Source organism: Vibrio sp. 10N.286.45.E10 (assembly GCF_002874195.2).
Taxonomy (GTDB): Bacteria; Pseudomonadota; Gammaproteobacteria; order Enterobacterales; family Vibrionaceae; genus Vibrio; species Vibrio crassostreae.
Genome location: NZ_MCWD02000001.1, coordinates 2268411 through 2281214, shown reverse-complemented (window position 1 = coordinate 2281214; position 12804 = coordinate 2268411). Strand labels below are relative to the sequence as shown.

The following is a 12804-nucleotide window of genomic DNA, read 5'->3' as shown; positions in this document are numbered from 1 at the left end:
TTTAATAAAAATAATTAATGGAATATACAATGAAGAAAATTACACTAGGATTAGTTCTTGGATTTGGACTATTGAGTGGTAACGCTCTGGCGGGTGATGTTGCTGCGGGTCAAGCTAAAGCAGCAATCTGTGCAGCATGTCATGGTGCTGACGGTATCGCAGTGATCCCAGGTTACCCAAACCTTAAAGGTCAAAACGAGCAATACATCGCTTCATCAATTAACGCATATAAGAACGGCCAGCGTACCGGCGGTTTGGCCGCTGTAATGCAGGCTCAAGCTTCAATGCTGAATGATGCAGATATTGCTAATCTAGCCGCTTACTACGCAAGCCTTAAGTAAAACCTTCTTAAAGCGCTGATTAAACAAGATGATAAATTTCGAGCCAGAGCTTTAAAGCTCTGGCTTTTTTCATTGAATGTTTACTATAGCTAACCGATAATGAGCCATTCGCACAGTTTAAGGGATGAACATGAAAAAGATTGAAGCCATTATCAAGCCATTCAAACTTGATGATGTACGTGAAGCACTTGCAGAAGTGGGTATTACGGGTATGACAGTATCTGAAGTGAAAGGCTTTGGACGTCAGAAAGGTCATACTGAGCTATACCGCGGCGCAGAGTACATGGTCGACTTTTTACCTAAAGTGAAATTGGAAATTGTTGTGACCGACGAAGTGGCTGACCAATGTGTTGATACCATTATCGAAACGGCGCAAACAGGCAAAATTGGCGACGGTAAGATCTTCATTACTGACGTTGAACGTGTGGTACGTATTCGTACTGGTGAAGAAGACGAAGACGCCATATAAAAAAACTATTACCCTAAAAGGAGCGTTTATCGCTCCTTTTTCATCTCTGGTAGGGTGTTGCATGTTTAAGAAAACCATCATTGTTATCACGCTATTGATAACGCTTGCTGTCGTTAGTTTTCATTTAATCTTCGTGATCCCGAATAAACCCAACCTGATCACCTCTTCTCAAAATACCAGCAATGATATCTACAGTTGCTATCAAAATTCTGAGCCGAGAGCAATTGATGTGTCTGATGGCTTAGACATTACGGTGTGGAATATCTACAAGCAAAACCGAAGTAATTGGCAGAGTGAATTAAATAAGCTGTCGGCTGGTAGCGATTTAGTCTTGTTGCAAGAAGCGAGTATGACAGAAGAACTTCGCCAATGGGTAACGAGTGGCCAGTGGGGAAGCACTCGTGTTAATGCGTTTGAAGCCTTTGAGCAAAGTGCTGGTGTACTTAACCTAGCGACGCATTTGCCTATCGAAGCTTGTGCTTATACTCATGAAGAACCTTGGCTTCAATTACCAAAATCCGCGCTTTGGTCGCGTTACCAACTTAGTAACGGCGAACAACTGGCCGTGATTAACATCCATGCTGTGAACTTTACGTTTGGTACGGAAGATTACAAAGCTCAGCTCAAGAGCTTAACTGACAATCTGCAAAAGTATCGTGGGCCTGTTATTTTTGCTGGGGATTTTAATAGTTGGAGTGAAGCCCGCTTTGCTGTCTTGAAAGGTGCATTGGAACAGGTAGGTTTGACGGAAGTAGCCTTTGACCCAGACAACAGAACTCAGTTCATTACAGGACTGGTGCTCGATCATGTGTTCTATCGAGGGCTAGAGGTAGAAAAAGCAAAAGCGCCCATTACGGACGCTTCTGATCATAACCCTATGCGAGTGACTTTTAAGGCTAAATAGGCTAGAGAGTTTTCGCTAGCCTTATATCTTTAACTTAAAAGATTAAAATGTAGAGCGCCCAGATTAGGTAGTAGCCGACCCATGGTAAGCCAGAGATGACCAGTGCCTGACCACGCTCAAACTCAGTCCACGTCAATACAGCGGCATAACCCAACACAATGTACCAAGGCAACAACAGTGGTAATGAGCTAGCAAACTGCGACCAATCATTGGTTAGCGGTAACTTGATTAAGCCGTTTAAGCTATTCAAATCAGCGGCGTAGTTCATCACATGCCCATGCTTGAGTATCAGGCTTGCGTAGCTCGCAATGTCGCCTAAAACTGCAGGGAAGATGATAACGGATGCCGCTGCAAACCATCGCCAAAAGCTATGTTGATGTTGGCTTGGCTTTGTTGCTAGGTTAAACCAGAATGCCAACAAAACGATGGTTAGCGTTCGGCTAAATACGTCGTTGATGATTTCACTTGCGAGTAGGGTGTTGCTGTCAAGTAACGCCAATTGGTCAGGGTTAGTTTGAGCCAATTGCTGTGATAGCTCTGCACTTAACCATGCAAAATCGACATTCGAAAAATAAGCACCCCAAAACAAAAATGGGCTGAGCATTAATACGACGTAGGGTTGCCATCCCCAAGCACTTCGCTGATAAAGCGCTAAGAAACACGCTGTTGGTGAACGGAATATATCCAACAGCATGACGAGTGGGTTACTTGACGGGTTCATACACTTACCTTAGTTACATCAACATACAGCTTGAGTTTTTGTCCTGGCTGTAGGTATTTCTTGTTCTGCAAAGCGTTCCATTTTACAACATCTGTACTTTTTACTTTGAACTTTGATGCAATACCGCTGACTGTGTCACCAGATCTTACGTTATAGAAGATCGTGCGGATGACGGCGCCGTCTGAACCATTCTTCCAAATGACCAGTTCTTGACCAACTCTCAGCGTGTCGCGTGGTCCCATACCGTTCCACTTAGCCAGTGATTGGTGAGATACCTTATTTGCGCGTGCAATCGTCCATAGGCTGTCACCACTTTTTACTGTATGGCTGAGCTTATATTGACCACGACTCTTCGACTGGGTGCTTGCTAGGCGGTTTGAAGCGCTTAGTGCGTATGTCTTGTCATCTTTAGTTGATGTTGGGATTAGCAGGTGCTGTCCAATACGAATATTGTTGTTGCTCAAACCGTTTGCAGAGCGAATCACTTTACTGGTGGTGTTGTATTTGCTTGCTAGCACGCTAATGCTGTCACCAGATTGAACTTTGTAACGCACCAACTTCATGCCTTTGCCTTTATTGGCAGCGACTTCTTTGTTGAATTTTTCAACTGAGTCTAGAGGAAGTAATAGCTGTTGGTGTTTCTCTGGTGCCGTTGCCCACTGGTTGTAAGCAGGGTTGTAGCCTTGCAGCTCTTTAACTGGAATGCCTGCGTAGTTCGCAGCAATCGCTAGATCAAGCTGTTCTTCAGGGTTAACCAGAGTCAGCACTGGCTTGTTCGGGATCGCAGGGATATCGATGCCATACTTTTCTTGATTGGCAATGACATCAGCTAGAGCAAGCAGTTTAGGTACATAGCTGCTGGTCTCTTTTGGTAAATCGAGAGAGAAGAAGTCGATTGGTTTACCCAACTTCTTGTTCTTACGGATTGCGCTGTTTACTCGACCACCGCCACTGTTATAGGCAGCAATCGCATGGTTCCAGTCGCCATCGAAACGTCGGTTAAGGTCTGATAAGAAATCCAATGCGGCGTCGGTAGAGGCGGCAACATCACGGCGGCCGTCATACCAAAAGTTCTGTTCAAGCCCGTAGTCTTTGCCTGTGCCTGAAATGAATTGCCATAGACCTGCAGCACTGCCATGAGAATAGGCAAACGCATCGAAAGAACTTTCTACAACGGGCAATAGGGCCAGCTCTAGTGGTAAGCCTTTTTCTTCAATCTTAGTGGTGATCAGATACAGGAAAGGTTCAGCACGTTTTGATACGGTTTTTAGATGACTCGGGTGCTTGAGGTACCAAGTTCGGTAGTAGTCGACCTTCTTTTGGTCTGGTACTTCCATTTCAAGTTGCATCGCAATGCGTTTCCAAACATCTTGTTGTGTTTGTGGAGTTACGACAGGTGCTTCAACTTTTTGATCTTCTTTGGCTGTGGCTTCTGATGAAACGTTCGCTTGAGAAACTTCTTTAGTAGGAGATGTGTTGGTTTGCTCGGAAGCTTGGTCTGGATTCTCTGACTGAGTTAATTGGCAACCAGAAAGTAGTAATACCAAAGCCCAGCTGTACTTAACTCGCATGTTACAGCCTTTTTAATTAACGGCCGATGATAATACTTGCCACCCCCTATGAGTGACAAGTCTGTATTTGTTAAAATTCGTTCTTCCACGCACGTAAAGCGGTGAATACCGATAAAGGGTCGGTCTGCTCGGTGCGATTAGACACTGATTTCACTACACTTGGCTCGGTATAGCGCAAGAAGGGGTTCACAAACTTCTCTTGTTTCAAATTTGTGGGGATGGTCGACTTATTTTGCGCGCGAAGTCGGTTCACTTGGTCGCGATATTGCTGCAAATGTTGGTTGTCAGGTTCAACCGCTAATGCGAAAGCGATGTTTGCGGCAGTGTATTCATGCGCACAATAAACTTCGGTTTCTTGAGGTAGCGCCGTGATCTTATTCAGTGCATCGAACATCTGTTGTGGTGTGCCTTCCATGATTCGGCCGCAACCCGCAGAGAACAGCACATCACCACAAAACAGTTTTGCATCACCTACATAACCAATATGACCCGCGGTGTGGCCACTGAGCCCTAGGACGAGGAATACTTCGTCAAACAGTTCTAATTGGTCACCATCATCGACTGGGTGAGTTAAGGTGGGGATTGGTTCATTCCTTGGACCCACGACATCAACGCCGGGAAATTGTCTAACTAGTTCTGGAACGCCACCAATGTGATCGTGGTGGTGGTGCGTAATCAAGATTGCATCTAAAGTTAGCTCATGGTGTGCTAAGTACTCTAATACTGGAGCCGCATCACCGGGGTCGACGACAGCACAACGGCGATCGCTATTTTCAATCAGCCAGATGTAATTGTCGTTAAATGCAGGTATGCTTTTGATATGTAACATTATTGGTTCTCCAGTCACTTTTAGTGCGACAGAATAAGTGAGACAGATTATTGATGAAGCCAGCACGTAGCAGAAAGAAGTTTGAACGTCCTTATACTTGGGCGCAATTGCACAATGGGGACTGGTTGAGAGAATCTATTCAAACTCGACTCGATGAGTGGTGCCCAAAGCTATTTGGTTACCATATGCTCAAGCTCGGCGGCCTCAGTAGTGAGATTTCTAGCTGCACATGCAACATTCAACATCAAGTAAACCTAGATATCCAGAACCCATTACATAATGTGATAGCGGATGGCTATAATTTGCCCTTTTTGGAGAAAAGCTTTGATGTTGTGGTGTTGAGTCATCAGTTAGATTATAGCAATGACCCACATCGCTTATTGAGAGAAGTTGATCGAGTCATGATGGACGATGGCTATATCATTATCACTGGCTTTAACCCGATTAGTGTCACTGGGCTTGCCAGTTTGATGCCTTGGCGAAAGAACAGTTTGCCTTGGAGTGGGCGCATGTACACGCCTAACCGAATAAAAGATTGGTTAGGGGTACTTAATTATGAAGTGATTCATTGTGACACCTACGCGCTGTTTCCGATGAGTAAGTATCAAGCGATGTGGACGTGGTTGGAGAACAGCTTAGGTGGATGTGCATCCTTCGCCGGAAGCCAATACTTTATTGTTGCACGTAAACGTACTTACCCGCTTAAACCTATCAAGCCACATTGGCACCTTAAGCGACGTTTCTCACCTGTTGGAGCAAGTTTTAGAACCAATACGCGTCGTACAATGGATTCCGCCAAAGCGTCATATCCGCTAAAAACAGAAAAAGCCGACTAGTTGTCGGCTTTTTATCTACTAGTTCGGTTAAGAAATTATCAATTAATTTAAGGCGTTATCAATCAGTTTCAGGAACAATAAATCATTTTCTGAAATGTACGTCTAATTCTAAAAGACGATTAACTTGGCTGATAGCCCGTATCTTCTTTAGTCGGATTTTCCGCTGCGTTTCTTGCTAAATCATCACACATTTCGTTTTCTCTGTGTCCTGCGTGTCCTTTTACCCAGCGCCAATCAACGCTATGGCGAGCGGTTTCTTTATCAAGCCTTTGCCACAGATCGGCATTTTTAACCGGTTTCTTGTCGGCTGTTTTCCAGTCACGCTTTTTCCAGTTGTGAATCCACTGTGTGATGCCTTGACGCACGTATTGGCTATCTGTGGTCAGAATCACAGAACAAGGCTCTTTGAGGGCTTGGAGAGCAACGACAGCGGCGAGCATTTCCATACGGTTATTGGTTGTTAGCGTGAAACCTTCTGCTAGCGTCTTCTCGACTTTTTTGTAGCGAAGTACGATGCCATAGCCGCCAGGACCAGGGTTGCCTAAACAAGAACCATCAGTGAAAATTTCAACTTGTTTCGTCATGATTTGATACTATTACCTCAAGCACATTATCGGCATAGTCTGACACAGTTATCCTTATGAATACCAGTAGCACTCCAGAACAAAGCACGAACGAAAAAAACAGTTCGAACGAAAATAAGCGCATTGTTGTACTCGATACCGAAACCACCGGTATGAATACAGAAGGTGGCCCTCATTACATGGGTCACCGCATCGTTGAAATTGGTGCAGTAGAGATCATCAACCGTAGGTTGACCGGGCGTCATTTTCACGTCTACATAAAACCTGATCGTGCGATTCAAGAAGAGGCGATTGGCGTTCACGGTATTACCGATGAGTTCTTGATTGATAAGCCTGAATATCAAGACATACATAAAGAGTTTCTCGACTTTATAAAAGGTGCAGAGCTGGTGGCTCATAACGCGCCCTTCGATACCGGCTTTATGGACTATGAGTTTGAGAAGCTTAATCCAGCGATAGGTAAAACGGATGACTACTGTAAAGTTACCGATACCTTGGCGATGGCGAAGAAGATATTCCCAGGTAAAAGAAACAACCTAGATATCTTATGTGACCGTTATGGTATTGATAACTCGCACCGTACTCTCCACGGCGCATTACTCGATGCGGAGATCCTAGCCGACGTCTACTTATTGATGACGGGTGGCCAAACTTCGCTGCAATTTAACGCTGGTCAACAGGAAGGCGAAGCCGAAAGCATACGAAGAGTAGAAAGTGGTCGAAAATCCCTAAAGGTTTTACGAGCTACGGCCGATGAAGTAGAAGCGCATCAAAGTCGTTTAGATCTCGTCGAGAAAAGCGGAAGCTGCCTCTGGCGTCAGTAGGGAGAGAGTATGTTAAGGGTATTGGCTACCGGTTGTTTATTGCTGTTAAGCTTTAGCTTGCATGCGGCAACAGAATCCGTAATGAGTTTATTGGACAACCGTTTTCGAGTTGATTCCAGTATTGAACAAGTCACCTTTGTGATTTATCGAGCCGATAACTCTAAACCTGTCGTTTTGGTTCGTCCTGATGGCAAGAAATACTACTCTTGGCGCAATGCTGATAATGTCCGTTGGTACGAAGAGTCGTCCATGGACATTATATCTATCGACAATCCGATGCCTGGCCCTTGGCAAGCGATAGGTAAAGTTTCCCCTAAGAACAACATCAAGCTCCTGTCTCATCTTGTTTTGGATGCTAATGAGTTTCCCGACAAGTTGTATCAGACTGAGCGCATTAAATTTACCGCCCGTCTCACCTCTGATGGCAAGCCGCTTGTGCTGCGTGATTTTCTCGAGCGCGTGAAGCTTAAGGTTACCTTTACTAAGTTTGTTGAAAACGAAGAGTCTTTAGTGAGAGAAGCTCGCCCGGTTCCGGTTGTGATGGGCGAGTTTGCTGATGATGGTGTTGATCTTGATGAAAAAGCGGGAGACGGCGTATTCACAGTATCCTTACCAATTGATATCGAGCCCGGTAAATACCGAGCGCGAATTACCTCTGGTAATGGTGTGTTCCTGCGAGCGCAAGAGCAAGAAGTCTTGGTTTACCCAACACCGCTCACTACCACCTTTATTCAGTCTCGAAAAGAGGGTTTACCTCATACTATTGTGGTGTCTGGTGAACAGGGGATGATCGCACCGAGCTCTTTGGCGGTTCATGTTGAGCACAAGGCTCCTGATGAATATGTTATTTACAAGCAGGGGCAAGCTGAAGTCGACGCAATGAAAGTCGCTTTAGAGCTGCCTTATAATGGCGATTTAGGGATTTATAATTGGTCAGGGATGGTTTATGCCACTGATGCTTCAAGTCAGCGCCCGCTTATCTTTCCAATTACTGAGCAGTCGTACAGCGTTGTTGAAGATATCGACTTAGCAGAGTCACGACGCCTTCAAGAAGAAGCACTTGCTGAACAGAAGCGTATCGCAACAGAGTTGATGATCCTTCAAAAACGTGAAGATGACAGACAGCGCAGTATGATCATTATTGCGGTGGGTAATGTGGTCGCTATTCTATTGGGCTTATTGATTTGGTTTGTGGTTCGTAAGGTCAAGGCGAAGAAAAAAGCGTTACCTGAGATGCAGCTTAAAGCGCCTAAGTAACTCGCTTAGATGATTAGGTTGTCTGGAGAGAATAAGCCGCCAGAGATAAAGCATTAGAATTTTTGACAACGATGTCATGAACAAAAAAACGGGACTCATAGGAGTCCCGTTTTTGTTTCTATTTTTGACCTTAAGCGACGTTATCAATCGATTGGTCTGGGTACTGAGACTTTGCTGCAAGCTCCTCTGGTGAGAAGTCATCAACGTTAATCGTGTACAGTCTGTGTTCCTCAGCGCTAATCAGAAGATTTGCTTCGTCTTGCGTTAAGATACCTTTTTCAAGTCCCAACTGAGCAACAAGATCAAGTCGTAAGAAGGCACGTTTTTGATGCGTCTCTTTGCAGACTTTGTCGAACAGAGGTTCAGCTTGAAGAATCACTTCTAGCGCTTTTTCAATCTTACCTACTGGGTTGTATTCCGTTGCTTCTAGGTATTGGCCACGACCGATACGAGAGCGTGTTTCACTTGGTGTTTGTAGAATGTGCGCGACTTTGCTATCCAGCTTGTCGTTTGGTGCACGACGGATACGGCCAAATGGCATTAGCACAACACGAAGCAGACGACCAATCACAGGGTTAGGGAAGTTCGCTAAGAACTCATCAATCGCCACTTCAGTTTGGCGTAAGCTATCTTGCATACCCCAATGTACTAACGGTAGATCTTCAGCGTGGCTGCCTTCGCTTTCAAAGCGTTTCAGCGTTGCTGAGCCGAGGTAAAGTTGACTCAGGATGTCCCCCAATCTTGCTGATAAACGTTCTCTACGCTTCAGTGAGCCACCTAGAACTGCCATTGAGATATCAGACAGTAGCGCTAGGTTTGCACTGTAGCGGTTTAGCTGTTGGTAGTAACGTTGTGTCTGTTTATCGGTTTTATTTGAAGGTGTTGGCGCATCTGAACCACGGCCATCGGTTAAACCAAACCACAAGCTGCGGACTAGGTTACTCATAGTAAAGCTAACGTGTCCTGCTAACGCCGAATCAAACTTATCTAGAGCATCACTGCTTTCAGAATAAGCCGCTTCCATTTCGTTAAGTACGTAAGGGTGACAGCGAATCGCACCTTGACCATAGATGATCATTGAACGAGTCAGGATGTTTGCGCCTTCAACCGTAATCGCGATAGGCGAACCTTGGTAGCCACGAGCTAGGAAGTTCGATGGACCTAAGCAAATACCTTTACCGCCAACAATATCCATAGCATCGATGATGCTGCGCTGACCACGGTGTGTACAGTGGTACTTAACGATTGCTGAGATAACCGAAGGTTTTTCGCCAAGATCGATACCTGCAACGGTTAGATTACTTGCCGCATCCATCACATAAGCGTTACCCGCTAGGCGTGCAAGTGGCTCTTCAACCCCTTCCATGCGGCCAATCGGTTGTTTGAATTGACGACGAATACGAGCATAAGCGCCCGTTGCTAATGCAGCAGACTTAATACCACCCGTTGAGTTTGAAGGCAGTGTGATACCACGACCAACCGACAGACACTCAACCAGCATACGCCAGCCTTGACCTGCCATTTTCTGGCCACCAATGATGAAGTCGATAGGCACAAAGATATCGTCGCCTTGCGTCGGACCGTTCTGGAACGGCACATTCAGCGGGAAGTGGCGATTGCCAATTTCTACGCCTTTTAAATCCGTTGGGATAAGCGCACAAGTGATGCCTAGATCTTTTTGGTCACCAAGCAGACCATCAGGGTCACGCAGTTTAAAGGCCAAGCCTAATACCGTCGCGACAGGTGCTAGGGTGATGTAACGCTTGTTCCAAGTTAGGCGCATGCCCAATACTTCTTCACCTTGCCATTCGCCTTTACATACCACACCGTAATCTGGGATTGAACCTGCATCAGAGCCAGCTTCTGGGCTCGTCAGGGCAAAACAAGGGATCTCTTTACCTTCTGCTAGGCGCGGCAGGTAATGATTTCTTTGTTCTTCTGTACCGTAGTGTTGTAATAACTCACCAGGGCCTAATGAGTTAGGTACGCCAACCGTTGATGACAATACGCTAGAAACGCCGGTTAGCTTCTGAAGAACCAAAGACTGAGCGTAAGCCGAGAATTCTAAACCGCCGTATTTTTTCTTGATGATCATGGCGAAGAATTTATGGTCTTTCAGGTATTGCCATACTTCTGGTGGCAAATCTGCAAGCTCATGGGTGACTTGGTAATCATTGACCATTTCACACACCGTGTTTACCGGGCCGTCTAGGAACGCTTGTTCTGCGCCTGACAGTTTTGGATCAGCGATGTTTTGTAGCTTTTTCCATTCAGGCTTGCCTTTGAACAACTCTGCTTCCCACCAAACGGTGCCGGCTTCCAGTGCTTCTTTTTCTGTTTGAGACATTGCCGGTAGTACTTTCTTAAATACAGAAAGCGCTTTTTGGCTGATGAGAGTTTGACGAATGGCTGGCACAGCAAAGATCGCAACGGCTAACAAGTAACAAAGCCAACCAGTGACTGCCACGCCGCCGAACAGTGTTAATGCTACCATTGCGCCAGTTAATACAACTAATGCACGTACCAGACTAACTCTATGGTAAAGACAGACGCCTAAGATGGCTGTCATGCCGAGTAGGGAGAGCAATATGTTCATGATCGATTTCCTTTTCAGAGATCACTTATTGTTATTAAGTTTTAGGTAAGAGGTCTAACCAGTCAAGTGTAAACAAAATATTAAATATTTGTAAAACTCCAAAGTGAATAAAAAGTGATCTCAATAGAGTTAAAGTTCTAATTGTGAGAGGTTGGTGGCGAATATTTGGACGGATCGGCAGCGAGACTCTAATTAAGGTGGCAATCTTTGGGCTTAAGTGTCGACACTATTTCATGTTTGTGGGTAAACTCAGGTAAAAGAGGGGAAAACCCTCAGCTCTCATTTCACGTACTTTAAGTTGCGTAAAAAAATATAAGAGATAAGCCTTATGTACCATGACCTAATCAAAAGTGAATTGAACGAAGCTGCTGACGTTCTGAATAAGTTCTGAGTGATGACCATAACATCGCTCAAATTGAAGCGGCGGCAAAACTGATTGCTGACTCATTCAAGCAAGAGGGCAAAGTGCTTTCTTGTGGTAACGGTGGTTCACACTGTGATGCAATGCACTTCGCAGAAGAGCTTACTGGCCGATACCGTGAAAACCGTCCAGGTTACGCTGGTATTGCGATTTCAGATCCAAGCCACCTGTCTTGCGTGAGTAATGATTTTGGCTACGACCACGTATTTTCTCGTTATGTAGAAGCGGTAGGTCGTAAAGGTGATGTGTTGTTCGGTCTGTCGACTTCAGGTAACTCTGCCAACATTTTGAAAGCGATTGAAGCTGCTCAAGCTAAAGGCATGAAGACGATTGCATTGACGGGTAAAGATGGCGGTAAAATGGCGGGTTGCGCTGATATCGAAATCCGAGTGCCACATTTTGGTTACGCAGACCGTATCCAAGAGATTCACATTAAGATCATTCATATTGTGATTCAGCTTGTTGAAAAAGAAATGGAATAATAGTTTTACAGACATTTGGAGCCCAGGTTTGTGGCTCCATTGGTTTTAAAAGGGAGTAGATTAAACCATGTGTGAATTGCTCGGTATGAGCGCGAATGTGCCAACTGATATTTGTTTTAGTTTCACCGGCCTGATGCAGCGTGGAGGTAATACCGGACCACATCGTGATGGTTGGGGAATCACCTTTTATGAAGGGAAGGGCTTTCGAACGTTCAAAGATCCTAACCCTAGCTGTGAATCAAAGATTGCTGAGTTAGTTCAAAACTACCCAATTAAAAGCCAAGCTGTTGTCAGTCATATCCGTCAAGCCAATCGTGGTGGCGTTAATCTAGAAAATACTCACCCATTTACCCGTGAGCTATGGGGACGATACTGGACCTTCGCTCATAATGGCCAATTAACGGATTACGATGATCTGGTTAGTGGTCGTTTCAGACCTGTCGGCGAGACGGACAGTGAACTTTCTTTTTGTTGGTTAGTGAAACAGCTAGAAGATCGTTTCCCTGAACCACCACAAGACATGGAAGGTATGTTTCGCTTTGTCGCGGAATGTTGTGACCAGTTGCGTGAGAAAGGTGTCTTTAACATGCTACTCAGTGATGGTGAGTATGTGATGACCTATTGTACGAATCACTTGTACTGGATAACAAGACGTGCACCTTTTGGTAATGCGAGTCTGATTGATGAAGATGTTGAGATTAACTTTCAAGAAGAGACCACGCCTAATGATGTGGTTACGGTAGTGGCGACTCAGCCTCTAACTGACAATGAAGAGTGGTTTAGAATGAAGCCAGGCGAATACGCACTGTTTCATTTTGGTGAGCTGATTGGTAATAACCATAAAGCGTTGGAAGATGTTGCTTACGCACCTAAAAAGGTTGCAAGCCAAGCACCAACTGAGCCATTGAGCTAAGTATTCCGAATAGTATTAATTTGAAACGCATAAAAGAAAGGCCGCTTACTGAACTA

General features: G+C 45.1%; 12 protein-coding genes and 1 pseudogene. 8 read left to right on the top strand and 5 right to left on the bottom strand.

Translation table 11 applies throughout. From position 1 onward, the window contains the following. The first annotated feature begins 29 nt into the window (after positions 1-29). The 3 genes from BCU34_RS10050 to BCU34_RS10040 all read left to right on the top strand — a co-directional run bounded on the left by BCU34_RS10050 (position 30) and on the right by BCU34_RS10040 (position 1714). Positions 30-341 (top strand): c-type cytochrome, encoded by a 312-nt coding sequence (locus BCU34_RS10050; protein ID WP_048661228.1) that lies wholly within the window; start codon positions 30-32, stop codon positions 339-341. 130 nt (positions 342-471) lie between these two features. After that, the gene (gene glnB, locus BCU34_RS10045; RefSeq protein ID WP_040987526.1) at positions 472-810 is read left to right on the top strand and encodes a nitrogen regulatory protein P-II; all 339 of its coding nucleotides are present in this window, start codon (positions 472-474) and stop codon (positions 808-810) included. A 61-nt stretch (positions 811-871) separates the two neighbouring features. Beyond that, positions 872-1714, top strand: coding sequence for an endonuclease/exonuclease/phosphatase family protein (locus BCU34_RS10040; RefSeq protein WP_102432046.1), 843 nt, complete (start codon positions 872-874; stop codon positions 1712-1714). A 34-nt stretch (positions 1715-1748) separates the two neighbouring features. Here the strand turns inward: BCU34_RS10040 and BCU34_RS10035 are convergent, their stop codons facing one another. From BCU34_RS10035 to gloB, 3 genes are all read right to left on the bottom strand, one after another. Continuing rightward, positions 1749-2435 carry a YIP1 family protein gene (locus tag BCU34_RS10035; protein WP_048661230.1) on the bottom strand — a complete coding sequence of 229 codons (687 nt, stop codon included), beginning with the start codon at positions 2433-2435 and terminating at the stop codon, positions 1749-1751. Next, positions 2432-4006: a LysM peptidoglycan-binding domain-containing protein gene (locus BCU34_RS10030; protein WP_102432045.1), complete on the bottom strand. Its 1575-nt coding sequence runs from the start codon at positions 4004-4006 to the stop codon at positions 2432-2434. The genes BCU34_RS10035 and BCU34_RS10030 overlap by 4 nt, the downstream gene beginning before the upstream one ends. A 70-nt stretch (positions 4007-4076) precedes the next feature. After that, a complete protein-coding gene (gene gloB / locus BCU34_RS10025; RefSeq protein ID WP_102479013.1) occupies positions 4077-4835 on the bottom strand; it encodes a hydroxyacylglutathione hydrolase in 759 nt (252 codons plus the stop codon). Between the two features lie 53 nt (positions 4836-4888). On the opposite strand from gloB, the gene BCU34_RS10020 reads away from it, so the two are divergent. Next, on the top strand, positions 4889-5671 hold the full coding sequence (locus BCU34_RS10020; RefSeq protein WP_048661233.1) for a class I SAM-dependent methyltransferase: 783 nt from the start codon (positions 4889-4891) through the stop codon (positions 5669-5671). Between the two features lie 119 nt (positions 5672-5790). On the opposite strand, the gene rnhA is transcribed toward BCU34_RS10020, so the two are convergent. After that, positions 5791-6255, bottom strand: coding sequence for a ribonuclease HI (gene rnhA / locus BCU34_RS10015; protein ID WP_048661234.1), 465 nt, complete (start codon positions 6253-6255; stop codon positions 5791-5793). A 56-nt stretch (positions 6256-6311) separates the two neighbouring features. Here rnhA and dnaQ point away from each other — a divergent pair, with 56 nt between their 5' ends. Both dnaQ and BCU34_RS10005 read left to right on the top strand, forming a co-directional pair. Beyond that, a complete protein-coding gene (gene dnaQ / locus BCU34_RS10010; protein WP_017060722.1) occupies positions 6312-7079 on the top strand; it encodes a DNA polymerase III subunit epsilon in 768 nt (255 codons plus the stop codon). Positions 7080-7088: 9 nt separating this feature from the next. Further along, positions 7089-8336 (top strand): TIGR03503 family protein, encoded by a 1248-nt coding sequence (locus BCU34_RS10005; protein ID WP_102479012.1) that lies wholly within the window; start codon positions 7089-7091, stop codon positions 8334-8336. Positions 8337-8466: 130 nt separating this feature from the next. Here the strand turns inward: BCU34_RS10005 and fadE are convergent, their stop codons facing one another. Beyond that, positions 8467-10932 (bottom strand): acyl-CoA dehydrogenase FadE, encoded by a 2466-nt coding sequence (fadE, locus tag BCU34_RS10000; protein ID WP_102432043.1) that lies wholly within the window; start codon positions 10930-10932, stop codon positions 8467-8469. Positions 10933-11260: 328 nt separating this feature from the next. Here fadE and lpcA point away from each other — a divergent pair. Both lpcA and BCU34_RS09990 read left to right on the top strand, forming a co-directional pair. After that, positions 11261-11835: pseudogene (gene lpcA / locus BCU34_RS09995) on the top strand (D-sedoheptulose 7-phosphate isomerase). Between the two features lie 67 nt (positions 11836-11902). Continuing rightward, positions 11903-12748 (top strand): class II glutamine amidotransferase, encoded by an 846-nt coding sequence (locus tag BCU34_RS09990; RefSeq protein ID WP_102479011.1) that lies wholly within the window; start codon positions 11903-11905, stop codon positions 12746-12748. Positions 12749-12804: the final 56 nt, after the last annotated feature.

Excerpts from the sequence above, each read along its gene's own strand:
- gloB (WP_102479013.1), bottom strand. The coding sequence starts at position 4,835 with ATGTTACATATCAAAAGCATACCTGCATTTAACGACAATTACATCTGG.
- BCU34_RS10035 (WP_048661230.1), bottom strand. The coding sequence starts at position 2,435 with ATGAACCCGTCAAGTAACCCACTCGTCATGCTGTTGGATATATTCCGT.
- dnaQ (WP_017060722.1), top strand. The coding sequence starts at position 6,312 with ATGAATACCAGTAGCACTCCAGAACAAAGCACGAACGAAAAAAACAGT.
- BCU34_RS10050 (WP_048661228.1), top strand. The coding sequence starts at position 30 with ATGAAGAAAATTACACTAGGATTAGTTCTTGGATTTGGACTATTGAGT.
- rnhA (WP_048661234.1), bottom strand. The coding sequence starts at position 6,255 with ATGACGAAACAAGTTGAAATTTTCACTGATGGTTCTTGTTTAGGCAAC.
- BCU34_RS10005 (WP_102479012.1), top strand. The coding sequence starts at position 7,089 with ATGTTAAGGGTATTGGCTACCGGTTGTTTATTGCTGTTAAGCTTTAGC.
- BCU34_RS09990 (WP_102479011.1), top strand. The coding sequence starts at position 11,903 with ATGTGTGAATTGCTCGGTATGAGCGCGAATGTGCCAACTGATATTTGT.
- fadE (WP_102432043.1), bottom strand. The coding sequence starts at position 10,932 with ATGAACATATTGCTCTCCCTACTCGGCATGACAGCCATCTTAGGCGTC.
- BCU34_RS10030 (WP_102432045.1), bottom strand. The coding sequence starts at position 4,006 with ATGCGAGTTAAGTACAGCTGGGCTTTGGTATTACTACTTTCTGGTTGC.
- BCU34_RS10040 (WP_102432046.1), top strand. The coding sequence starts at position 872 with ATGTTTAAGAAAACCATCATTGTTATCACGCTATTGATAACGCTTGCT.
- glnB (WP_040987526.1), top strand. The coding sequence starts at position 472 with ATGAAAAAGATTGAAGCCATTATCAAGCCATTCAAACTTGATGATGTA.
- BCU34_RS10020 (WP_048661233.1), top strand. The coding sequence starts at position 4,889 with ATGAAGCCAGCACGTAGCAGAAAGAAGTTTGAACGTCCTTATACTTGG.